At 35.1% G+C, this 22738-nt stretch carries 19 protein-coding genes; 11 read left to right on the top strand and 8 right to left on the bottom strand.

Going from position 1 to position 22738, the window contains the following annotated elements; translation table 11 throughout:
* Positions 1-3: 3 nt before the first annotated feature.
* From C8C85_RS07560 to C8C85_RS07545, 4 genes are all read right to left on the bottom strand, one after another.
* A complete protein-coding gene (locus tag C8C85_RS07560) occupies positions 4-351 on the bottom strand; it encodes a DUF2116 family Zn-ribbon domain-containing protein (protein WP_111408461.1) in 348 nt (115 codons plus the stop codon).
* A 169-nt stretch (positions 352-520) separates the two neighbouring features.
* Positions 521-2050: a carbon-nitrogen hydrolase family protein gene (locus C8C85_RS07555; RefSeq protein ID WP_116796523.1), complete on the bottom strand. Its 1530-nt coding sequence runs from the start codon at positions 2048-2050 to the stop codon at positions 521-523.
* Between the two features lie 370 nt (positions 2051-2420).
* Positions 2421-2909 (bottom strand): type II toxin-antitoxin system death-on-curing family toxin, encoded by a 489-nt coding sequence (locus C8C85_RS07550; protein WP_116796522.1) that lies wholly within the window; start codon positions 2907-2909, stop codon positions 2421-2423.
* Position 2910: 1 nt separating this feature from the next.
* On the bottom strand, positions 2911-3996 hold the full coding sequence (locus tag C8C85_RS07545; RefSeq protein WP_116796521.1) for a DNA-binding protein: 1086 nt from the start codon (positions 3994-3996) through the stop codon (positions 2911-2913).
* 267 nt (positions 3997-4263) lie between these two features.
* On the opposite strand from C8C85_RS07545, the gene C8C85_RS07540 reads away from it, so the two are divergent.
* A complete protein-coding gene (locus tag C8C85_RS07540; RefSeq protein WP_111408463.1) occupies positions 4264-4587 on the top strand; it encodes a single-stranded DNA-binding protein in 324 nt (107 codons plus the stop codon).
* 606 nt (positions 4588-5193) lie between these two features.
* On the opposite strand, the gene C8C85_RS07535 is transcribed toward C8C85_RS07540, so the two are convergent.
* Positions 5194-5709, bottom strand: coding sequence for a ferritin (locus C8C85_RS07535; RefSeq protein WP_116796520.1), 516 nt, complete (start codon positions 5707-5709; stop codon positions 5194-5196).
* A gap of 251 nt (positions 5710-5960) precedes the next feature.
* On the opposite strand from C8C85_RS07535, the gene serS reads away from it, so the two are divergent.
* The 6 genes from serS to proC all read left to right on the top strand — a co-directional run bounded on the left by serS (position 5961) and on the right by proC (position 12910).
* Positions 5961-7232, top strand: a complete 1272-nt coding sequence (gene serS, locus C8C85_RS07530) for a serine--tRNA ligase (protein ID WP_116796519.1) — start codon at positions 5961-5963, stop codon at positions 7230-7232.
* Positions 7233-7389: 157 nt separating this feature from the next.
* On the top strand, positions 7390-9168 hold the full coding sequence (locus C8C85_RS07525) for a tetratricopeptide repeat protein (protein ID WP_116796518.1): 1779 nt from the start codon (positions 7390-7392) through the stop codon (positions 9166-9168).
* A 147-nt stretch (positions 9169-9315) separates the two neighbouring features.
* On the top strand, positions 9316-9627 hold the full coding sequence (locus C8C85_RS07520) for a DUF4286 family protein (RefSeq protein WP_116796517.1): 312 nt from the start codon (positions 9316-9318) through the stop codon (positions 9625-9627).
* Between the two features lie 88 nt (positions 9628-9715).
* Positions 9716-10495 carry a 16S rRNA (adenine(1518)-N(6)/adenine(1519)-N(6))-dimethyltransferase RsmA gene (gene rsmA / locus C8C85_RS07515; protein WP_116798426.1) on the top strand — a complete coding sequence of 260 codons (780 nt, stop codon included), beginning with the start codon at positions 9716-9718 and terminating at the stop codon, positions 10493-10495.
* Complete coding sequence (gene mgtE, locus C8C85_RS07510; protein WP_116796516.1) at positions 10485-11879, top strand: magnesium transporter; 1395 nt, start codon at positions 10485-10487, stop codon at positions 11877-11879. Before rsmA ends, mgtE begins: the two co-directional genes overlap by 11 nt.
* Positions 11880-12133: 254 nt before the next feature.
* Positions 12134-12910 (top strand): pyrroline-5-carboxylate reductase, encoded by a 777-nt coding sequence (gene proC / locus C8C85_RS07505; protein ID WP_116796515.1) that lies wholly within the window; start codon positions 12134-12136, stop codon positions 12908-12910.
* Positions 12911-13075: 165 nt separating this feature from the next.
* On the opposite strand, the gene C8C85_RS07500 is transcribed toward proC, so the two are convergent.
* The 3 genes from C8C85_RS07500 to C8C85_RS07490 are packed head-to-tail and all read right to left on the bottom strand — an operon-like array spanning position 13076 to position 15163.
* Positions 13076-13585 carry an acyl-CoA thioesterase gene (locus C8C85_RS07500; RefSeq protein WP_116796514.1) on the bottom strand — a complete coding sequence of 170 codons (510 nt, stop codon included), beginning with the start codon at positions 13583-13585 and terminating at the stop codon, positions 13076-13078.
* 51 nt (positions 13586-13636) lie between these two features.
* Positions 13637-14020: a DoxX family protein gene (locus C8C85_RS07495; protein WP_116796513.1), complete on the bottom strand. Its 384-nt coding sequence runs from the start codon at positions 14018-14020 to the stop codon at positions 13637-13639.
* A gap of 6 nt (positions 14021-14026) precedes the next feature.
* The gene (locus C8C85_RS07490) at positions 14027-15163 is read right to left on the bottom strand and encodes an ATP-binding protein (protein ID WP_116796512.1); all 1137 of its coding nucleotides are present in this window, start codon (positions 15161-15163) and stop codon (positions 14027-14029) included.
* A 479-nt stretch (positions 15164-15642) separates the two neighbouring features.
* Here C8C85_RS07490 and C8C85_RS07485 point away from each other — a divergent pair, with 479 nt between their 5' ends.
* From C8C85_RS07485 to C8C85_RS07470, 4 genes are all read left to right on the top strand, one after another.
* Complete coding sequence (locus C8C85_RS07485; RefSeq protein ID WP_410501036.1) at positions 15643-16011, top strand: hypothetical protein; 369 nt, start codon at positions 15643-15645, stop codon at positions 16009-16011.
* A 121-nt stretch (positions 16012-16132) separates the two neighbouring features.
* Positions 16133-17419 (top strand): hypothetical protein, encoded by a 1287-nt coding sequence (locus C8C85_RS07480; protein ID WP_116796510.1) that lies wholly within the window; start codon positions 16133-16135, stop codon positions 17417-17419.
* A gap of 195 nt (positions 17420-17614) precedes the next feature.
* Positions 17615-19138, top strand: coding sequence for a gliding motility-associated C-terminal domain-containing protein (locus C8C85_RS07475; RefSeq protein WP_243412087.1), 1524 nt, complete (start codon positions 17615-17617; stop codon positions 19136-19138).
* 1 nt (position 19139) lies between these two features.
* Complete coding sequence (locus C8C85_RS07470; protein ID WP_116796509.1) at positions 19140-22526, top strand: PorP/SprF family type IX secretion system membrane protein; 3387 nt, start codon at positions 19140-19142, stop codon at positions 22524-22526.
* Positions 22527-22738 lie beyond the last annotated feature (212 nt).

Below are 22738 nucleotides of genomic sequence, written 5' to 3'. Positions count from 1 at the left end.
GTATTAAATATCTTTTTTAACTAGCATATAATAATCATTGTCCAAAACCATGTAGCCTTGGTCGTACAAGAAATAGTAGGTATTCCCCGTTTTGGTATTCAAAACATTAGTAAAAAACTCAAAATCAAAACCCTTGCTCATCAGCTTGGCTCGAGTTGTTTTGGATTTTCCATCAACATTTAGTTCCGACAAAATTCGGTAATTTTTGCGCAATTTGTTGTTGATATTGCGCATATAATTCGTACTATCCTTATTTATTTTGTTGTTGTAGGCATTTCGGCAACCATCGCTGCAGAATTTCTTGTCTTCTCGACCTACAATTGGGTCTCCACATTCGAGGCAGGTTTTCATATTTTTACTTTTAAAGTCTATTATTTTAAATCAATTTAAGGGTAAGATTGGCCACAGATGAAACGGATTCAACAGATTCGCAGCGATTTTTTTAATCTAAAAACACCTAAATATTTAGAGTCCTAAGTTTTTAATCTGTGCAAATTTGTGAAATCTGTGTCGAATTTTTTTAATTCTCAATCTTTTTTATTTGATACAAATCGGTTCTTCGGTCTTTTAGGATTCTCACACTTCCATGTTCGTGTAATTCTTTCAGCAATCGTAAATCGACATCGACAATCAAGGTCATTTCGGTATTGGGAGTAGCTTCGGCTTTGATACCATTACTCGGGAAAGCAAAATCTGAAGGCGTAAAAACCGCCGCCTGTGCATATTGAATATCCATATTATTTACTTTGGGCAAATTCCCTACACAACCCGCAATGGCAACATAACATTCGTTTTCTATCGCCCGGGCTTGTGCGCAGTGTTTTACTCGTATGTAGGCATTTTGAGTATCGGTCAAGAAAGGAACAAATAGTATATTCATACCTTCATCGGCCATAATTCTCGAAACTTCTGGGAATTCGACGTCATAACAAATCATAATTCCAATTTTACCACAATCGGTGTCGAAAGTCTTGATTTCCGACCCGCCTTTCATTCCCCAGTGTTGCGCTTCATTTGGAGTTATGTGAATTTTGGTATACATCTCCGAAGTTCCGTCTCTTTTGCACAGAAATCCAACATTGTACAAGTTTCCGTTTTCCAAATACGGCATACTGCCCGATATGATATTGATGTTATACGAAATAGCCAATTCCTGAAACCGTTTCCGAATAGGATCTGAATGTTTCGCTAATTCCCGAATCGCCTCGGCCTCGGTCATATGATTGTAATCGGCCATTAAAGGCGCAATGAACAATTCAGGGAAAACTGCAAAATCACAACTGTAGCCCGAAACCACGTCAATAAAAAACTCCGATTGTTCAAACAAAGCTTCGAGATTGCCCAAAGACCGCATTTGCCATTGAATTAACCCTAAGCGAATAACATTTTTTTCCGTGTTTATGAGTCTTGGACTTTCGTCAAAATAGATGTTGTTCCATTCAAGCAAAACCGCAAATTCCTTGGAGTCCTCGTCGCCTGCCAAATAGTTCTTCATGATTCGTAACACGTGAAAGTCATTACTCAGCTGAAACGAAAGCACCGGATCGTGCAATTGTTTGCTTTTTACTTTCTCAATGTATTTTTTGGGCGTCATTTTATCGGAATACTGACCGTAACTCGGAATACGCCCAGCAAAAACAATTCCTTTAAGGTTCAATTTTTCACACAATTCTTTTCGGGCATCATACAGACGCCTGCCTAAACGCAAACCGCGATAATTGGGATGAATAAAAACATCGATTCCGTATAATATTTCTCCATTCGGATTGTGTGTCGAAAACGAATAGTCAGCTATTATTTGTGAGTAATTGTGTTTTTTATCGACCAACTTTTCATCAACAATCAAGGATAGGGCAGAACCCACTACTTTTCCATCGACAAGAATAACCAATTGCCCCTCAGGAAATACACCTAATAATGTCTCAATATCATTGGCACGCCAATAGGAATCGGCCATTTCAGGATACGATTCCACCATCGAGTTTTTGAGTTGTTTGTAATCCTCAAAAGCTAAATTCCGTAATTCTACTTTCTTTATTTTAGCCTGCATAATAATGGGAGAATTTTATGTAAATAATTTAGTTTAAAGCAACATTATTTTATTTTTTTGGAGCGAATGATTAGGTTTTATTTGTAAGCATTGATTCCTGCTTTACTTATAGTTTATATTTAAATTTTTGTATTCGTGAATATAAATATTTCGCCTTTATCTCTTCACTGCGTTACGAGGATATCGGCTCTATCAGGGCTAGTTAGGATTTATGGTTTTTGAATTTAAAATTCACGTTATAAATTAAAGATTCGACTTTCTTAGTGTCACAATCGGTTATTACTATGTCTTTAAAATCATTTTAAACGGAATTCTTAATTATTTTAGGATTTTGTAAAACAATCAAGTAGCAATAAATAACTATTATTATTTAATAAATATCTCTATAAAAATCTATGCCTAAATTTATTTGGTCGGCATCTTCTCTCACTTGATTAAGGGCATTTATAATTTTTAGCTTCAGCTCGTCACTATAATCTATTTCGTTAATGATTGATGTGACAATTTCTTGGAGTAAATCTTTTTCAATAAGATTATCTGCTACAGTTACAGCAATATTCTCCATTTCAATGATGAATTTATTTACAAATACATCTAAGCCATTTACTTCTAAAAAAAAAGCTCCCATTGCAATTGATGTACGTTTATTACCATCATTAAAAGCATGAAACTTATTAAAAGAAAAGATTAAATGTGTTAGTTTTTCTTCAAATGTTGGATAATAATCATCATTTTGAATATGATGAAGAGGACTATCTATATTGCCAAAATCTTTGATTCCTTCTCGACCTCCAGAAATATCAATTATTTTGTCATGTATTTTTATAGCATAGTTTGAATTAAAGTATAATAATCTCATATTAACGGTCTTTTAATCGTTTAAATACTTCTTTATTCTCTTCTAATCTTTTTTCTAATTCCATGCTTTTTTTACCTAAAAATTTATCAAAATCTTCAGAACTTACTTCGTTTATATAATTTTTTAGTTTTTCATGTAATGCATCTCTAAAAACTAAATCACGACTAGCCATTAAGCTTACAGCTTTTTCTTGTAAAGGGTTTACAAATGCTTCCATTACTTGTTCGAATTCAGAAAATAATAAATGTGCTTCTGAAAGCGAAAGTTTTTTGTTTAGGATTTCAGATTTGTTTTTTAAATAGTTGGCAAATCCATTTTCGTATGCAGAAACTAAATCCAATACTTCTGAATACATTGTACTCCGTACACTTTCTTTTGAATTTAGATTTAAAATTTTTCTGTATTCTTTGGCGTTCTCTTGGAATATACTTTTGTAAATTTTATCGGTTAGCTGACTATATTTAAATTTATTTTCAACAATATAGAAATCTAATGAGTTTGTAAATTCTTTACGATAGTTATATTCTCTAATAGCACTTGGTAAAAATTCTTCTTCTCGTTGGTTTATATATTTTGTTTTTCCACCAAGTTTTTTATTTAATACATCAATTACTATGTCTAATATTGATGTTCTTAGTTTTTGAGCTTTTTCAGAACCAGTAAGTAGCATTCCAACATTTAAAAACGCTTTATATGTGAAAATTGATAGTTGTGGTGTTTTTGATAAACTATCTAGTTCATTATCATTTAATTGTAGCATGTTCACGACATTGATGTCGTGAACATCGTTTTTTTCTTTTGCAGTTCTTACAAATGCAACAACTTGCTCTTTGTAAGTTTTAAGTTTTGAACCTGTATATAGCTCATAACCGCTGAGTTCTAATTCAGTCTTATTGTTTTCTAATATACGGTCAATAGTTCTAATATCTACATCAAAATATTGAGCAACTTGTTGTTTAGTAAAACGATATTTTCCATCAACCTTAATTCCATAGAAACCGAGTTCTTCATATACTTCCTGTATAGCTATATTGTTGTTCAGTATGTTTTTTCTGTCAAGACTAGAATTGGTTAAATCTTTGCTCATTTTGATTTCGTTTATTAACAAATGTAATATATTTTGATAATTCCTTAGTTAGGATGAGATTTATTGCAACTCCCAAATATACTCAAAAAAATCCATTTACAAACGGTTACAAATAATTACAACCGAAAGTAAGTAGTTAGTAACCGAATAACTTTTGGTAGCCATCGCATCTTTGCCTTGTCGAAATGAAACAAATGCAATAACAATAGCAATGTCAATTTCAATCTAAAATCAATTTATACACACAAACATTTAAATTTACACGCCATGAAAAACAGAGTACAATTAATCGGAAACGCAGGAAATGACCCAATCATCAAATCTTTTGAGGGAGGAAAAAAATTAGCCAATTTAACTATCGCGACTAACGACAGTTATAAAAACGACAAAGGAGAACGAGTGGACCAAACCGAATGGCACACCGTTGTTGCCTGGGGAAAAACAGCTGAGATCATTGAGAAATTCGTAACCAAAGGAAAACAAATTGCCATAGATGGTAAACTAACGCACAGAAGTTACGACGACAAGAATGGTGAGAAACGCTACATCACCGAAGTGGTCGTAAACGAAATTATGTTGCTTGGGAAGTAGTTTTGAGAAGGCAGATTTCAGAATTGAGAAGGCTGAAATAGTCGACATTTTAAGAAGGACACAACTAATGCTTTCAGTCTCGCTTTGTCACAATATTGTCATGCTGACGGAGGAAGCATCACCACAAGCAACTGAGCAATCAAAGTAAAAGTAAAATTCACACCACAAAAAAAGAGTTCCGCTATCACGGAACTCTTTTTCAATACATATAAATTAACTATTACGACGGTTCATTTTAAACCAACAGGGAATTTAAAAATGTTTATTTATGCAATTCTATCTGCTAACTAGAACTAGGCTGTTTTTTTTAGCAGATCAAACATAGGGCAACGGCTGCAACGTTTTTTTTCACTTTTCATGTATTTTTCGCAACAACTAGACTTGCAGTTCTCAGCTACTTTTATCTTTTTAAGGATTTCTTTTTTTTTGTCCTTTTTTCTTTTTTTCTCTTTTTCTTTCTTGCTCACTGTGTAAGGAATTAAAAACAAGGCAAATGTATATTATTTTTATCTGTTCTAAATAAACTTTAACATTTTTTGGAGCAAAAAAATCCCCAAAATGCAACTCAAGCATTTTGGGGTTATTATTTATGAAGGCTTCTCTTAATTATTTGACTGTCGCTGCCGCACTGGCTATCGCCATCTGTTGGATATCACGGTCAAAAAGATACAATCCGCCTTTGTCATCACCAATAAGATTGATTTTATCCAAAATGTTTTTGGCTGTTGCTTCTTCTTCTATTTGCTCGGCTACGTACCATTGCAGGAAATTATGGGTAGCATAATCTTTTTCTTCAAATGTGATGTGAACCAGTTTATTAATCGATTCCGAAACAAAAACTTCGTGTTTGTAAAGTTCTTCAAACATCCCTTTGAAAGTTTCGTAAGTCGTTTTCGGTGCTTTCAAGTCAGTAACTTGAGCGTGCCCGCCTCGTTCGTTAACATACTTGATTAACTTGAGCATGTGTAAACGCTCCTCATCAGATTGAGCGTACATAAATCGTGCAATTCCCTCCAGACCATTTACTTCGGCCCAACAAGCCATTGATAGATAGGTTTGAGAAGATTCTGCCTCAATACGAATTTGTTTGTTCAGCGCGGTTTCGATATTTTTTAACAACATGATTTCTAGTTTTTAGTAAAATTAGAAAAAAATAGTATAATGTTGTTCTTTTAAGCCAAAAAAGACAGAATTCATTTCAATTTGGAATCTTTAAAAGCGCTTTAAAACAGCAATAAAATGGTTAAAGGAGTCATTGTTTTGTCAAAATAATGCGATGTAAACTAAAATAAAGACACAAAACAAACTTTGTCTCGTTGTTATCAAACATTTCCCTAAATTTGCTGTCATTATTTAGTTATAAAAATACAACTATGTTACAAATCGCATTTATTAGAGAGAATCAAGAGAAAGTAATCAACGCTTTGGCCAAAAGAAATATGGATGCCAAAGGGATCGTTGAAGAAGTGGTACAACTGGATGAAAAACGTCGTGCGACTCAAGTTGAGTTAGACAACACTTTATCCGAATCTAATAAATTGTCCAAAGACATTGGAGATTTGATGAAAGCAGGCGAGAAGTCAAAAGCGGCTATTCTTAAAGAAAAAACAGTTTTGTTAAAAGAGAAAAGCAAAGCATTAGCCGAAAGTGCTGTTGCCATTGCCAATGAATTGACAGAGAAATTATATACTTTGCCAAATCTTCCTGCCGATATTGTTCCAGTTGGAAAAACGCCGGAGGATAACTTAAACGTGTTTGAGGAAGGTGAAATTCCTGTATTGCACGAAGGTGCGCAACCACACTGGGAATTGGTTAAGAAATATGACATCATCGATTTTGAATTAGGTGTAAAGATAACTGGTGCGGGATTCCCTGTTTATAAAGGAAAAGGAGCTCGTTTGCAACGTGCTTTGATCAATTATTTCTTGGATAAAAACACAGAAGCTGGGTATAAAGAAATGCAAGTGCCGCATTTGGTAAACGAAGCATCTGCTTATGGAACTGGACAATTGCCGGACAAAGAAGGTCAAATGTACCATGACGCTACCGATGACTTGTATCTGATTCCAACAGCTGAGGTTCCGGTAACCAATATTTTTAGAGATGTCATTTTAAATGAAAATGAATTGCCTGTTAAATATACAGGTTATACACCTTGTTTCCGTCGTGAAGCAGGTTCTTATGGAGCACATGTACGCGGTTTGAACCGTTTGCACCAATTTGACAAAGTGGAAATCGTTCGTGTGGAGCATCCTGATAATTCATATGCAGCACTTGATGGTATGGTAGAACACGTAAAAAGCATTTTGCAGGATTTGAAATTGCCTTATAGAATTTTACGTCTTTGCGGAGGGGATATGGGTTTCACATCGGCTTTGACTTATGATTTTGAAGTATATTCTACAGCGCAGGAGCGTTGGTTGGAAATTTCATCAGTATCTAATTTTGAAACTTTCCAGGCGAATCGTTTGAAATTGCGTTTCAAAGACAAAGACGGAAAAAACCAATTGGCACATACTCTTAACGGAAGTTCATTGGCTTTGCCAAGAGTCCTTGCCGGAATTTTGGAAAACTACCAAACTCCAGAAGGAATTGTAATCCCAGAAGTATTGCGTCCTTATTGCGGATTTGACATTATAGATTAATTTAGTTTTACTTAAAAAGTAGAAACTTTTAAACCATTAAGAAATTTAGAAGCATTAAGCTTCATCAACTTAATTTCTTAATGGTTTTAGATTTTTTATTTGAAATGTTTCATTATCGACTGATTCAATAATAATCACTTTTACAAATGATTACATTATGAATAAACTTTTTCTTTATATCTCACTTTTGTTTTCGCTGATTGCCTTTTCTCAGAACGAGCAATTGGCACAGTATTATTATGATAAAGGAGATTTTGAGAAGGCGTTGGTTAGTTATCAAGAATTATCAGACGGTTTGCCAACCAATCCTTTTTATTTTCAGCGTAAAATAGACTGTATGCAGCAATTACTGCAATTTGAACCAGCTGAAAAAGCAATTCAGGAGCGATTGAATAGATACAAACAAGCTACACTTTTGGTTGAATTGGGATACAATTTTCAATTACAAAAAAATGATTCGAAAGCCAAAAAGTATTATGATGATGCAATAGAGAAAATCAGGAAAAACCCAAATGAGGTTTATGGAGTTGCCAATGTTTTTGAAAAGAAGGTACTGTTGGAATATGCTTTGAAATCCTATTTATTGGCCAGCGAGTTGGTGCCAACTTTTGATTTTAAATACCAAACGGCTTTGTTGTACGGACAACTTGGAAATACAGACCAGATGATTGCCAATTTTTTGGATGAAGCGGTTGAGAATCCACAATCGGCATTAATGATTCAAAATCAATTGACGCGTTATATGTCAACCGATGGGGATTCTAAGTTCAATGATAGTCTTCGAAAAGCATTGATTATCAGGGTTCAAAAAAGCCAGGATGTTTTTTGGAATCAATTCTTGAGTTGGTTTTATATGCAACAAAAAGAATTTGGAAAAGCTTTTATTCAAGAAAAAGCCATCTATAAACGAAATCCGGAATCACTTTCCAGTATAATTAGTTTAGGACAAATGGCCATTGAAGAAGGTGACAATGAGGTTGCCACAGAAGTTATGGATTATGTGCTGCTAAACACTACTGACGTAGAGTTGATTGTGCAAGCCCAAACTTATTTGTTGAAAATGAAAATGGAAAAAGCGCAGGAAAAGGATTTTGCAGCTATCGATGCGCAATTTGTGCTTTTGTTAAAGCAGTACGGAATAACTCCAGTTACCTTATCTTTGCAGCTGAAACAGGCACATTTTGTGAGTTTCATAATGAAGAATCCTGTCGAGGGAAAAGCCATTATAAAGCGAGCCATGGAAATGCAACTGAATCCGTTCGATCAAGCACTATGTAAAATGGAGTTGGCCGATATTTTGCTTTCCGAAGAAAAGTTCAATCAGGCGTTGCTTTATTATTCTCAGATTGAGGAGAATTTACAAAATAATGTTTTGTCGCATGAAGCAAGTCTGAAATCGGCCAAAACAAGTTATTTCAAAACCGATTTTGAATGGGCTTTGAAACAGTTCAAAGAGTTAAAGTCAGCCAGTACGCAGTTGATTGCCAATGATGCTTTGGAGTATTTTTTGTTAATTAATGACAATACCGTTGCCGATTCAACTCAAACCGCTCTGAAACAGTTTGCCAAAGGTGATTATCTTTTGTACCAAAATAGAAATCAGGAAGCGATTGTCCAATTTCAGTCGATTCTAAAAAGTTTCAAAGGACAGGAAATAGAAGGTGTAACTTTGTTGCGATTGGGAAGATTATATGAAAAGTTAGGAGATTATACTTTAGCTTTGGCACAATATCAAGACATAATTGACCATCATAGTGATGGGATTTATATTGACGAAGCTTTGTATTTTTCGGCAGATATTTACAACAAGCAATTACAACAACCTGATAAAGCGAAGGCATTGTATGAGAAAATCATTTTCAGCCATCAGGACAGTATTTATTTTGTTGATGCAAGGAGAAAATTTAGGGAATTGCGAGGAGATACTAACTTGTGATTTTAGATTGCAGATTTTAGAAAGCAGAATATAGAGAATAGAACATAAAAAAACAGATTGCAGAAGCATAGAGAATAATGGGAATTGATTAAACAATTTTTTTATAGTCTTAATACTTAATTCTCCAATCTTAATACTTTTTAAAAAATGATTATATACAACGTTACCACAAACATACACGAAAGTGTTCACGACCAATGGATGATTTGGATACAACACAAACACATTCCTGAAATGTTGGCTAGTGGGAAATTTATTTCAGCACGTTTGGTACGTGTTTTGGTAGAAGAAGAAATGGGAGGAGTTACCTACTCGGTTCAATATACAACAGACAGTAAGGAAACATTAGAAAGATATTATCAAGAGGACGCTCCTAAACTAAGAGAAGAAGGCGAGAAATTGTTTGGCGATAAAATGCTGACTTTTAGAACAGAATTACAAGTAATTAGTGAGCACTAATAGATTAAAGTATTGCTTTGCGCCTCTGCGTCTTTGCGAGAAAATAACCCTAAAATAGCGAGATTGCTTCGTGCCTCGCAATGACAAAATGGAAAAAGTAACAGCCAAAAAACACCTAGGACAGCATTTTTTAAAAGACGAAAGCGTAGCGAAAGACATCGCCGATACTTTGAATTTAGAAGGTTATGAAGATGTACTGGAAATAGGTCCTGGAATGGGAGTGCTGACCAAGTATTTATTAGACAAACCAATTAATACCTACGTTATCGAAATTGATACTGAATCGGTTGAATATTTGGGTGTTCATTATGATAAATTGAAAGACAGAATCATCTCAAAGGATTTCCTGAAATACGATATCAACGAAGTTTTCTCTGGAAAACAATTTGCCATAATTGGTAATTTTCCGTATAATATTTCGACGCAAATTGTTTTCAAAACATTGGAATTACGCAATCAAATTCCAGAATTTGCAGGAATGTTTCAAAAGGAAGTAGCAGAACGCATTTGCGAGAAAAAAGGGAGTAAAGCGTATGGAATACTTTCGGTATTAGTAAAGGCTTTTTATGATACCGAATATTTATTTACCGTAGATGAAAATGTGTTTAATCCGCCACCCAAAGTAAAATCGGGAGTGATGCGTATGCGTAGGAAGGAAGATTTCAGTTTGCCTTGTAGCGAAAAATTATTTTTCACGGTAGTAAAAACGGCTTTTCAACAGCGAAGAAAGACCTTGCGTAACAGTTTAAAAACCTTAAATTTGTCCGACAATTTGAGAGAAGACACGATTTTTAATCTTCGTCCCGAACAATTGGATTACACAGAATTTATTGCATTGACCCAAAAAATAGAAGCGGATGGAGTTTAAAATCAGCAAAGAATTAATACAACAATTAGAGAATCTCATTCAAAGTAAAAACATTGATGAAATAGAGATTTTGCTTAATGATTTGCATCATGCCGATATTGCGGAGATGCTTTACAAATTGGACTTAAACGATGCTGCTTATATTTTTAAAGTTTTAGATAGTGAAAAAACTGCCGAAATTTTATTAGAAATAAATGAAGATTTAAGAGAAGAAATCCTCAGCAGATTATCAGCAAAAGAAATTGCAGAAGAATTAGACGAACTCGAAACTAATGATGCTGCCGATATTATAGCAGAACTTTCTCAGAGTAAAAAAGAAGAAGTAATATTAGAACTTCAAGATGTTGAGCATGCCAAAGATATTGTCGAATTGTTGCGTTATGCAGAAGATTCCGCAGGTGGTATTATGCATAAAGAGTTAGTTAAAGTTAATGAAAACTGGAATGTACTTACTTGTATAAAAGAAATGCGCATTCAGGCAAAGGATATTTCAAGAGTACATTCGATTTATGTGGTTGATGATGATGACAGATTACTAGGGCGTTTATCGTTAAAAGATTTATTAACTACTTCGGCAAGAACTCAAATAAGCGATGTTTATATCAAAAAATTAAACTTTGTAAAGGTTGATGACGAAGATGTTGAGGTAGCTCGAATCATGCAAAAATACGATTTGGAAGCAATTCCAGTTGTTGATGAATTAGGCCGTTTAGTGGGCAGGATTACCATTGATGACATTTTAGACGTAATTGAACAACGTGATACAGAGGATATCCAGAAATTTGGGGGTACCGAAGGATTGGATTTATCTTATACAAAAACAACATTAATGGAACTCGTTCGTAAAAGAGCGGGTTGGTTGGTTATTTTGTTTTTAGGTGAAATGTTCACTGCTTCGGCTATGGGATATTATGAAATAATATTATCTAAGGCAGTTGTTTTAGGCTTATTTATTCCATTAATCATTTCCAGTGGCGGTAATTCAGGATCACAAGCGGCATCCTTAATCATCAGAGCCATGGCATTGAAAGAATTGCAATTAAGCGATTGGTGGTATGTTATGAAAAAAGAAATTTTATCAGGGTTGTTACTCGGTACAATACTTGGAATCATTGGATTTATTAGGATATTGATATGGCAAGAATCTGGAATTTATGATTACGGGCCATACTGGTTTTGGGTTGCTTTGAGCGTTTCTATTTCATTAGTAGCAATAGTTCTCTGGGGAACCTTATCGGGTTCTTTAATTCCTTTTGTGTTGCGAAGAGTAGGTCTTGATCCAGCAACTGCATCGGCACCTTTTGTGGCAACGATAGTGGATGTAACGGGATTGATTATTTATTTTTCGATTGCCCTGTTTTTCTTGAGTGGAAAATTATTGTAATAATCATGATGTTTTTTGTGGCATGATTTATTTTTGCATAGCTAGATTAATATTAGGATATTAACTATCGATAGTTTTAGAATTTAACAATTATCCCGAATTTATTTATATTAAAAAATAATAAATTCGGGATTTTTCTTGTACTTTGTAACCTGATGTTTCTACTCTATTTGAGAGAGAAACTTAAGTCATTATAGAATGCTTTTTTGGTGTTCCAAATACTATAAACTAAACAAAGAGTAAAACAAACCGAAATGAAAGTACACATTATAGGCGGCGGAAACCTTGGCGCTTCTATCGCAATAGGAATAGCAAAATTCACTACAAATAATCAAGTTACCGTAACCAGACGAAATATAATTCCTATTTCACATTTGCAAGATCTTGGAATTACTATTACTACAGACAATACAAGCAACATTCAAGAAGCGGATATAATTATCTTGACCATAAAACCATATCAAGTAGATACTGTTTTGGCCGAGATATTGCCTACTATTTCAAATAAAGTAATCGCTTCTGCCGTAAGCGGATTATCTATAGAGAATTTGCAAAACAAAATAGGGGATAACCATAGTGCAGTTCGTATCATGCCTAATATTGCAGCACAATTTGGTGCATCGGCAACTTGTATCGCCTTTCACGAAAAAAATAAAGAAAAGGCTCAAGCGACAGTAGCGCTTTTTCAAGCATTGGGAACTGCTCCTATCATTGATGAAAAGCTTATGGACGCTGCAACTGTTCTTGCTGCGAGTGGAACGGCTTTTGCCTTGCGTTACATTCGTGCATCGATGCAGGCGGGAATCGAGATAGGGTTTGACTGGCAAACGGCTTTGGCCATTTCTGCACAAACAGTAAAAGGAGCAGCAGAAATGTTACTTGAAGAAAAAGGGCACCCAGAGCAATTGATAGACCGTGTAACAACACCTCAAGGTTGTACTATTGCTGGATTGAATGAAATGGAATTACATGGTTTCAGTTCTTCTTTAATCAAAGGAATCAAAACCTCATTAAAACAAATCAAGGGATAAAAATCACTTGGGCGTGCCACCATAAAGAAAAGGGATCAACTCACTATTACGGTGATTCGATCCCTTTCCTTTATGCTGTCAGGCTATTCGCGCTACTTTGGTAGCTAGCTTCTATCCTTCACGCAGCACTCCACAAATCAACGGGTTATAAGGTGTTTTTGTCTTTTATGTGAATAAAGCTTTTAATTCTGTGGCTTCATGAGGATTCATTTTACCGGCCAATACCAAGCTTAATTGCTTTCTTCGCAAAGCCGCATCATAACGTTGTATTTCCAATTCTGTTTGAGGTTCAATCAGTGGAACTTCTACAGGTCTTCCGGTATCATCTACCGCGACAAATGTGTAAATCGCTTCGTTAGCCTTGGTTCTGTTTCCGGACTGACGGTCTTCTACCCAAACATCCAGATAAATTTCCATCGAACTTTTAAAAGCTCTGGATACTTTCGCTTCAATAATGACAACACTGCCAAGTGGAATGGATTTGTTAAAAGCCACATGATTTACTGATGCTGTCACACCAATACGACGTGAATGTCTTCCGGCCGCAATACTTGCTGCTCGATCCATTCTTGCCAATAATTCCCCTCCAAATAAGTTATTCAAAGGATTGGTTTCGCTCGGTAAAACCAAATCGGTTAATATAGTTAAGGATTCTGAAGGATGTTTTGGTGTCATACTTTTATATGAGTATTAATTTTAATTTAATTTATTATTGAAAATGACTCTTTAGTTAAGCCAATATACTGCCATTACCGATGGAATAAAATACAATACGATGGTTCTGGCACCATCATAATCTTTGGCCAGGCGTTGTCCAAAAAGCAACATTATAAGTGTGATACAAGAAAAAATGGCACCATATAAGCCATATACTCTGCCGCTATTTACTGCTATTTCTATAGCACCTACCACACACAAAATACCGGAAATTAATTCTAAAATCAATACATTCACTAAAGCCAATGGCACTTGATTACGTAAAGGAGTTTCGGCAAAATGTTCTTTAAGCCAGTCAATATTGTCTTTCCAATGAAATAATTTATCCTGTGAAGACTGTAAAAAAGTGATAGCTAAAAAAACTAAGATTAAAATAGATGCAATATTGTTCATGGGGTTTTATTTTTTATGAATTAAACGAGTCAATTTTATGGATAAATCGGTCAATATTATTTTGGCATTACCGTTGCGTTCTATATGATACATAGCATCTGATAATTCTTTGAAAATTTCAGCAATGTTATTTCCATTTACAAAAGGCGCAAAGTTTTCAAGTTTGAATTTTTCTACTTTTGGCTCAATGTAAACAAGTGTTTTGGTTTCGTAATTAAGCAATAAAGCCTGTCTGAACATTTCGATACAGAAGTGGAGAAATTTCTTTTGTGTCTCTCTACCCAAAGCAGCAATCTGTTCACTCCATTCTATTAAATCTTGTATTGCTGCCGCGTTTCCTTTGGCCTTGAATGCCGCACGTACCCAGGTAACAAACCATTGTTCAAAAGGCAACGCCTCATGGTCATCATATAATAGGTGTAGCGCTTTGTTATAATTCCCTTGGGATTGATGAGCAATTTTCAGAGCTTCTTTAAGTTCTATCTGTTCTCTTTCGATAAGTCCGTCCGCAATAACTTGTTCACTCAGTCCACTAAAATGGGTAATTTGACAACGTGACCGAATGGTTTGGATGATATCTTCTTCATTTTCGGAGATGAGAATGAAAACTGTTTTTTCGGGTGGCTCTTCAAGTAGTTTAAGAAGTTTATTGGAAGCAGCAATGTTCATTTTATCTGCCATCCAAATAATCATTATTTTGTATCCGCCTTCGTAAGATTTTAAGGAAAGAGATTTTAAAATTTCCTGAGCATCATCCACACGAATTTCTCCCTGTTTATTCTGAACTCCTAATTTGGCATACCAATCAAATAATCCGCCGTAAGGATTTTCTAAAACAAATTGTCTCCAATCTGCAATAAAATCAATGCTTTTTGGTTTGACCTTAACTTCTTCGGTAGTAACTGTTGGATAGATAAAATGTAAATCAGGATGTGATAATTTTTGAAATTTAAGGCTGCAGGATTCGTTTAGACCTTCATTACTATGGCATAAGATATGATGAGTGTATGCGATTGCCATAGCTAAGGTTCCGCTACCTTCAGGGCCGATGAATAATTGAGCATGCGGTATTCTGCCTAAATTAGCACTTTTAATTAAGTGATTTTTAATGTAGTCTTGCCCTAAAATTTTTGAAAATTCCATGAAGCAAAGATAGGAGAAAATGATAGTTTCAAAAATTTTCTGTTAGAAAGTTTAGTTTCCGCAGAATTTTGGAAGTAAAATTCAAAAGAATAAGACAGCTATTTTTCTCTTTATTTTTTAACCAACAAATGTTAATAACTTCTGTATTATTTTTCTTCATTTTGTTTTATGAAGTTTTTTATTACAAATATAAACAAGTAAAAACTGATGTAAATTAATAAATTTGAAATAACTATTAATTTTTTTAAATGCAATTTATCCCGATAAAATGTCGAGTTTACTCGGTGTAAAACAGTTTTTTCGCTCTATTTGTAATTAAAAATATCTTTAATTTTTTCTACGGGACTTGCAAATTCAATTTAATTGTATATTTTTGTTTTATTAATTAATAAATCCAAGATATGAAAGGGAAAATTATATTTTTCAGTATTGTTATGTTAGCATTAACGTCTAAAGGCTTCGCACAAGCAAAACCAAATATGCCAAAAAGTATAGTTAGCACGAGCGCTGCAATACGTACTTACTATGACGACAAGACTCTTAGAGCAATGTCTAAAGGTGAATTAGTGGAATTGTATATTGAGCGTATGAAAGTAATTGTCAAAATATTACCTCATATTGCATTGGCTACTAAGCCAGGAGTAACTATGACAGACTTAGGTATTCCAGATGATGCAGATAATAGAAAAGCATTGGATTTAGAAACTGAAGCAACACAAACTTACATAGAAATTACTGTTAATTTCTTAAGAAAAATGCTTCCTTACGCAGACAAAAATCAACTTGTGACTATGGTTTTGTTCTATGAGCAAACTTTGAAATCACTTCATGAAGTTGAGCAACAATAAGAAATAATGTTTTTAGAATAAGATGTTATAATCTTAAGCTAAGTTCGATCTTTTACTCTTAATGAGATGATAAACTCTTGACCTACAGAGATTACGAATAATAATTTAATACCCCAAACCTATGAAAAATATATTTATTATATGGGTTTTCCTTGCGACTGTTTGCAGCGTAAATGCACAACAAGAGAAAGGGATAATTGGATCAAGCAATTGGTTGAATAACTGGACTGAATTTAAACCTGGCAAAGCTGATTACGGCGAAGCTACTCAGATTTTGGCTGGTAATATTAGTGAAAATACTAAACTGGTAAAAAAAGATGTTTACATTATACAAGGTAATGTTTATGTAACTAATAATGCAGTTCTTAGTATTGAACCTGGTACAGTTATTATTGGAGACGGTGAATCAAAGGGTACTTTGATTATTACTAAAGGTGCTCAAATAATTGCAGAAGGTCTAGAAACAGATCCTATTGTTTTTACATCTAATAAATCTATAAAGAAAGCTGGTGATTGGGGAGGCATTGTTATTCTTGGAGATGCTCCGATTAATAAGTTTGGAAATTATTCTTCTGTAAATTTTGATTTAGACCCAAGTTTAACTACTTATGGAGGTTTAAATCCTGCGAGTTCTTCAGGTGTTTTGAAGTATGTGCGAATTGAATACGCCGGTAAAAAGGTAAGAGGTTCTTCAGAGAGTTTTAATGCTCTTTTGCTTGGAGGAATTGGAAATAAAACAATCTTAGAAAATATTATGGTAAGTTATGCCGCTGGAGACTCATTTGAAGTTCTAGGTGGTGAGCCCGTAATGACTAAAATGGTTTCATATAAATCTAATGGAATAGATTTCAAATTTACTTTAGGTACTCAGGCTAAAATTGATAATTCGTTGGCTGTTAGGTCTTCTTATCTGACAAGTAGTGCTGGATCTCGTTGTTTGGATGTTTCTTCCTATACTAAGAAAGAAGAAGTAGACTTTACCAAAAAACAAACTCTAGTTACTGCGACTAACTTAACTCTTGCTAATGATAGTGATAATATTGATCAAGATATCAAAGCAGGTTTAGTTAAAGAAGGTGTCTATGTAGCTGAGAATAGTTCTTTAGTTTTAAGAAAAAGTGTGATTTCTGGATTTAGTCCTGCAGTTTTATTTGATAGTAAAATTGAAATCAACGACAAAAATCTTAAGAAAATTAGAATCGAAGACATGTACTTGAATTACTGTAATGGTAATATCTTTAGTGAAGGCTCTACTGAAAATGAAGATTTAGAAAGTTATTATGGAAACAGCGCTTTCTTTATTTTGTATTCTAAGACAACAAACTTAGAAACCTTTAATGATTTTGCAAATCCTAGAAGACCAGACTTTAGGTTGGCACTTTCAAAATTTACAGCAGCTACTAAATAAAATTTATAATTGTTTTAAAATTTATAAAATGAAAGTTGGACCTAATATGAATAAGGTTTAGCTTTCATTTTATTAATTTAAAATGGTTTTATATTCAGTTTAATAAGAATGAACTTAACCTAAAGATTGGTTAAGAATAAATTGATGATTTGCGAATTGCATATGCCCCCTATGAATAGCAATAAATATCAACATATGAAAAGCAAACCTACTTCCTTTTTTTCTTCCGGCGCATTTATGTTTTTTTGGATGTTGTTGGTAGCCCCTTCAACTCTGTCTTTGTTTGCCCAGCAAATAAACCCTAAAATATTGGAATTTACGCAGATTTGTGCTGGTGGACCTCACCCCAACAAACCTGGTCAAGTATTTAATGAGTATCAAGCTTCTTTTTCTATTGTTGGATTTGCTTCGGACGTAATATTTAGAGTGGAACTTTCTGACCCAACGGGTTCTTTCGCTACTCCGACTGCTACCACTGCTTTGGGACCTCTTCCTACAACACCTCCAGATACTGCAACGGATAAGACATTAGTGTTTGCAGTTCCTACAAATTTGGTAGGTTCTAATACTTATAAATTAAGAGTTGTAAGTTCTACAAACATTGCTAGTCAACCTTTTACTATTGGAGGCACTGCAGGTGTCAAAACATTTTCAGCTTATTATGAAGCCTACACAGGGCCTTTTGCAATCAATAATAATCAGCCGACAGTTAGTTTCTGTATTGGTGGAAAAGTAATTCTTACTGTATATAACCCGACTCCTTCGATTCCTAATTCCTCGCCAGCAAATTACCCTCAATTAAAATATTCCTGGTATAAAGATAATGTTTTGATTTCTGGTCAAAGTTCCAGTTCTTTAGAAGTTAACGCTGCAGGTGTTTATTTCGCTAAATTAGATTATGGTCTTTGTTCAGATGATAATTATCGTTCACAAGGTGTAACTGTAACAAGTGCCAGTGGAGCTTCCGCGGTAATTACTTCTAGTTCTGGTAATCCGTTTTGTGCTAGTTTAGGGAATACTACTTTAGCTGTTACGGGTGGTAATTCTTATGTTTGGAAAAAAGATAATGTCATTATTGACGGAGCTATATCTCAAACGTATCTAACGAATTTAGCAGGTGTCTATACTTGTGATGTTGATTTTGGAGGATGTAAGTCAACAGGTACAATAGACTTAAAGGTTTTAAAAACCAATAGTACTATTTCTGGAGTTGATGTTGTTAAAGTTAATAATATTACCGAAGGAGAAACGCTCAATGCCATCATAACCTCTGATGCTGCAGTTCCGTCCTATCAATGGTTTTTAAATGGTGTAGCTTTATCAGGTGCTGATAAATCTTCTCTGGACATTACAGATGAAGGGAAATATAAGGGAGTTGTTACCCAGACGACAGGTTGTATTATTTCCGATGAATTTCCTTTCGAAGTTTCTTTTAAAGTGAATTTGAATGTTCCAAAAATTTCAAATATTGTTACTCCAAACGGTGATGGTGTTAATGACACTTGGATTATTCCTGACAAATATTTAGCTGGAACAAATACTCATATTGTGATTTTGAGTTCTTTTGGCGAAATTGTTTATCAAACCGATAATTATGACAATTATAATGGTTGGCCACAGACAGCTATAGAATTTAATAACTTCAATCCTGTTTATTATTATATAATTACTCCAACTGGCGAGTCTGCCAAAAAGGGTTCGATAACTCTTCTGAAATAATATGAAAAAAATATTACTAAGCGTTTTCTTTTTTTGCTGTTCGATACATGTTTTCTATGCGCAACAAGAAGATGGTGTTGTATCTTATGTTATCCCTCCTGGAAACTCTTTGAAATTTAATTCTTTTGTAATTAATCCTACATTTAGTTTTGTAAGACAACAAAGTGCCTATATTACTTTGTTTAACAAAACACAATGGGCTGGTTTTGAAAATGCGCCGAAAACTTATTTATTAAGTTATTCAGGACGCTTTAGAGAAAATGAGGGTGTTGCTTTAGGTGTTTTCCAACAAACTCAGGGCGTACTTTCTACTACAGGTTTGGTTGCCAATTTTGCTCATAATATTTTATTGCAGGAAGACAGTAATTTGACTTTTGGGATGAATTTGAGTGCTTATAAAAGTGGTGTGAATAGTGGAAAAGTTATCTCAAATTATCCTGATCCATCATTAGAAAATATACCTTCAAATACAATTTTGACTATTAATCCAGGTATCAATTATGGAACCGCTTTTTTCGATTTTGGTTTGGCTTTCAATAATCTGGTTACCTATAATTTTAATTCTGGAATTTTAAAAGACGACCCTAACAAAGGAATAGAAGGTCATGTGATGTATACTGGTTTTATTGATTCTTATGGTTTTTTTGATAAAAGCAAATTCTCAGGTTTAATTAAAACTGAAGTTAATAAAGAAAAAACTATTTTTTCTGGTTCTGCTATGTTTACAATTCCAAAAGGAATATGGGTACAAGGGGGATACCATTCTGTTTTGGGTATGACCGCTGGTTTTGGTCTTAATATTACTCCGAAAATCGCTCTTGAATATTCTTATGGGATGGGCTTGGGTGATATCTCAGATTTGGGAGCTTCGCATATAATTGTATTAGCCTATAAGTTCAAAAATAATAATTTTGATTACGGGGATGATGAGGAAGAAGGGGCCTTGATTGAACCAGCTCCGATACAAAAAACATCGACTACAAAACCAAAAGCAGATGCAAAAACAGTTGCTGATGCCAAAGCTGGTCAGCAACAAAAAATTGCTGAAAACAGAGCTAAATTAGCTGCTGATGCGAAAGCAAAAGCTGACGCTATAGAAGAGGCTAAAAAAACGAAATTAGCCGCAGATGCTAAAGCCAAAGCTGATGCAGCCGCATTAGCGTTAACAAAAAAACAAGAACCAATTTCTAAAACTAAACTGGCTGCTGATGCTAAGGCAAAAGCCGATGCCGATGCGTCTGCAAAATTAATCGCAGATGCCAAAGCAAAAGAAGCCGCTAAAGCTAAATTAGCTGCTGATGCAAAAGCGAAAGCTGATGCCGATGCAGCCGCAGCAAAATTGGCTGCTGATAATAAAGCCAAAGCCGATGCTGACGCAGCAGCTGCTAAACTTGCTGCTGAAGCCAAAGTGAAAGCAGATGCTGATGCGGCCGCTGCTAAACTTGCCGCTGCTAATAAAGTTAATGCTGATGCCGATGGCACTGCCGCAAAACTTGCTGCCGACGCCAAAGCGAAAGCTGATGCCGATGCAACCGCAGCAAAATTGGCTGCAGATAATAAAGCCAAAGCCGATGCCGAAGCTGCCTCTAGATTAGCAGCAGAGAATAAAGCCAAAGCAGATGCTGCTGCCGCGAAACTTGCCGCTGACGGCAAAGCGAAAGCCGATGCTGATACTGCCGCAGCAAAATTGGCTGCAGATAATAAAGCCAAGGCCGATGCTGATGCAGTCGCTGCTAAATTGGCTGCAGATAATAAAGCTAAAGCCGATGCCGATGCTGCCGCTGCTAAATTGGCTGCAGATAATAAAGCCAAAGCCGATGCCGAAGCTGCCTCTAGATTAGCAGCAGAGAATAAAGCGAAAGCTGATGCTGCTGCCGCGAAACTTGCCGCTGATGCCAAAGCTAAAGCCGATGCCGATGCTGTCGCTGCTAAATTGGCTGCAGATAATAAAGCCAAAGCCGATGCCGAAGCTGCCGCTAGAGTAGCAGCAGAGAATAAAGCGAAAGCAGATGCTGATGCTGCTGCCGCGAAACTTGCCGCAGATGCCAAAGCTAAAGCCGATGCCGATGCTGTCGCTGCTAAATTGGCTGCAGATAATAAAGCCAAAGCCGATGCCGAAGTTGCCGCTAGATTAGCAGCAGAGAATAAAGCGAAAGCTGATGCTGCTGCCGCGAAACTTGCCGCAGATGCCAAAGCTAAAGCCGATGCCGATGCTGTCGCTGCTAAATTGGCTGCAGATAATAAAGCCAAAGCCGATGCCGAAGCTGCCGCTAGATTAGCAGCAGAGAATAAAGCGAAAGCAGATGCTGCCGCCGCGAAACTTGCGGCTGACGCCAAAGCGAAAGCCGATGCTGAAGCTGCTGCTGCGAAACTTGCCGCTGACGCCAAAGCGAAAGCTGATGCCGATGCTGCTGCAAAACTTGCTGCTGCTGCTCAGGCTGAGCAAGATAAAATTGAAGCTGCGGCCGCCGCTAAATTGGCTGTTGAGGCACTTGCTAAAGCTAAAGCCGACGCTATGCCAAAAGATGAGTATGGTAAATCAATGGATAATTTGACTAAGACACTCGAGGACTCTAAACGCAAACAACAACAATTGTTAACTCGTTTGGATGCATCTGTGGCCAATAAGCAAAAAGCATTGAAGGAAATGAGAGAAGAGAATGATTTAAGTGATAAAGGTATTGTAAAAACGACTGTAGAATTTAAGAGCACATCTGCTGAAAATGCCGAACTTGAATCTATTAAGGCACAAATTGCCGAGGTCAATAGAGCTCAGGCAGAATCTTTGGATGAGTTTAATAGACTTTATGCTGAAAGACTTAAAAAGACTCCAAAAAATGATTTAATCAATCAAAATTATTTAAAGACTATTGAGAATTTAAAAGCGGAACAGTTAAAAGCGGAACAGTCTAACGCCGTTTTAGTTACTAGATTGGAACAAATTAAAGTAGAAACAGAGATAGAGAAAAAACGTAGAATTAAACGTGCCGCTTCGTTGAATGACCAAGATCGTTATGCACAAGATTTGGCTACTCTGAAACGAATAAAAGAAACGACAAAAGTAAGCAGTACGCCATTAAAACCCGAAGATTTTGATTTTGGAGAAAATCAGTCCAACATGCAGATCATAAAAAATAATAAAAATGTTGAAAGTGGTTATTATTTGATATTGGCAGTTCATACGGATGCTCAAAAACGTGATGCATTTGTTACTAAAACTGTGGCTGCTGGACAAAAAGATGTAAATTTCTTCTATGATGCCAGTTCAAGCAAATATTTTATCTACGAAGCAATGTTCGATAATTTAGATGAAGCCACACAGGCATTAGGTGAAAAAGGGAAGAAGCCTTATAATGGAAAAATGGTTATTGTTAAAATTCAGAAATAACAATACCCTGTTTGATTTATTTTAACATAAAATAGTTTGCCATACATTTTGATATTGTTTTAAAATGTTTAATTTTAACTTTTTAAGTTATATTTTGTAATATAAATCACAAAAAAAACAGCTTTAAAAAAAGGTGTTATTATAAAGAAAATTTGGAATATTCAATTTTGGAGTTTAGTTTTTAATATAAAAAAGAACTTTATTGCAAGATT

Origin of the sequence: Flavobacterium sp. 103, from assembly GCF_003096795.1 — a bacterium.
Lineage (GTDB): Bacteria > Bacteroidota > Bacteroidia > Flavobacteriales > Flavobacteriaceae > Flavobacterium.
The sequence above is the reverse complement of the archived record's forward strand: the minus strand, read 5'-3'. Positions and strand labels throughout refer to the sequence as shown.

Excerpts from the sequence above, each read along its gene's own strand:
- C8C85_RS07560 (WP_111408461.1), bottom strand. The coding sequence starts at position 351 with ATGAAAACCTGCCTCGAATGTGGAGACCCAATTGTAGGTCGAGAAGAC.
- C8C85_RS07555 (WP_116796523.1), bottom strand. The coding sequence starts at position 2,050 with ATGCAGGCTAAAATAAAGAAAGTAGAATTACGGAATTTAGCTTTTGAG.
- C8C85_RS07550 (WP_116796522.1), bottom strand. The coding sequence starts at position 2,909 with ATGAGATTATTATACTTTAATTCAAACTATGCTATAAAAATACATGAC.
- C8C85_RS07545 (WP_116796521.1), bottom strand. The coding sequence starts at position 3,996 with ATGAGCAAAGATTTAACCAATTCTAGTCTTGACAGAAAAAACATACTG.
- C8C85_RS07540 (WP_111408463.1), top strand. The coding sequence starts at position 4,264 with ATGAAAAACAGAGTACAATTAATCGGAAACGCAGGAAATGACCCAATC.
- C8C85_RS07535 (WP_116796520.1), bottom strand. The coding sequence starts at position 5,709 with ATGTTGTTAAAAAATATCGAAACCGCGCTGAACAAACAAATTCGTATT.
- serS (WP_116796519.1), top strand. The coding sequence starts at position 5,961 with ATGTTACAAATCGCATTTATTAGAGAGAATCAAGAGAAAGTAATCAAC.
- C8C85_RS07525 (WP_116796518.1), top strand. The coding sequence starts at position 7,390 with ATGAATAAACTTTTTCTTTATATCTCACTTTTGTTTTCGCTGATTGCC.
- C8C85_RS07520 (WP_116796517.1), top strand. The coding sequence starts at position 9,316 with ATGATTATATACAACGTTACCACAAACATACACGAAAGTGTTCACGAC.
- rsmA (WP_116798426.1), top strand. The coding sequence starts at position 9,716 with ATGGAAAAAGTAACAGCCAAAAAACACCTAGGACAGCATTTTTTAAAA.
- mgtE (WP_116796516.1), top strand. The coding sequence starts at position 10,485 with ATGGAGTTTAAAATCAGCAAAGAATTAATACAACAATTAGAGAATCTC.
- proC (WP_116796515.1), top strand. The coding sequence starts at position 12,134 with ATGAAAGTACACATTATAGGCGGCGGAAACCTTGGCGCTTCTATCGCA.
- C8C85_RS07500 (WP_116796514.1), bottom strand. The coding sequence starts at position 13,585 with ATGACACCAAAACATCCTTCAGAATCCTTAACTATATTAACCGATTTG.
- C8C85_RS07495 (WP_116796513.1), bottom strand. The coding sequence starts at position 14,020 with ATGAACAATATTGCATCTATTTTAATCTTAGTTTTTTTAGCTATCACT.
- C8C85_RS07490 (WP_116796512.1), bottom strand. The coding sequence starts at position 15,163 with ATGGAATTTTCAAAAATTTTAGGGCAAGACTACATTAAAAATCACTTA.
- C8C85_RS07485 (WP_410501036.1), top strand. The coding sequence starts at position 15,643 with ATGCCAAAAAGTATAGTTAGCACGAGCGCTGCAATACGTACTTACTAT.
- C8C85_RS07480 (WP_116796510.1), top strand. The coding sequence starts at position 16,133 with ATGAAAAATATATTTATTATATGGGTTTTCCTTGCGACTGTTTGCAGC.
- C8C85_RS07475 (WP_243412087.1), top strand. The coding sequence starts at position 17,615 with ATGAAAAGCAAACCTACTTCCTTTTTTTCTTCCGGCGCATTTATGTTT.
- C8C85_RS07470 (WP_116796509.1), top strand. The coding sequence starts at position 19,140 with ATGAAAAAAATATTACTAAGCGTTTTCTTTTTTTGCTGTTCGATACAT.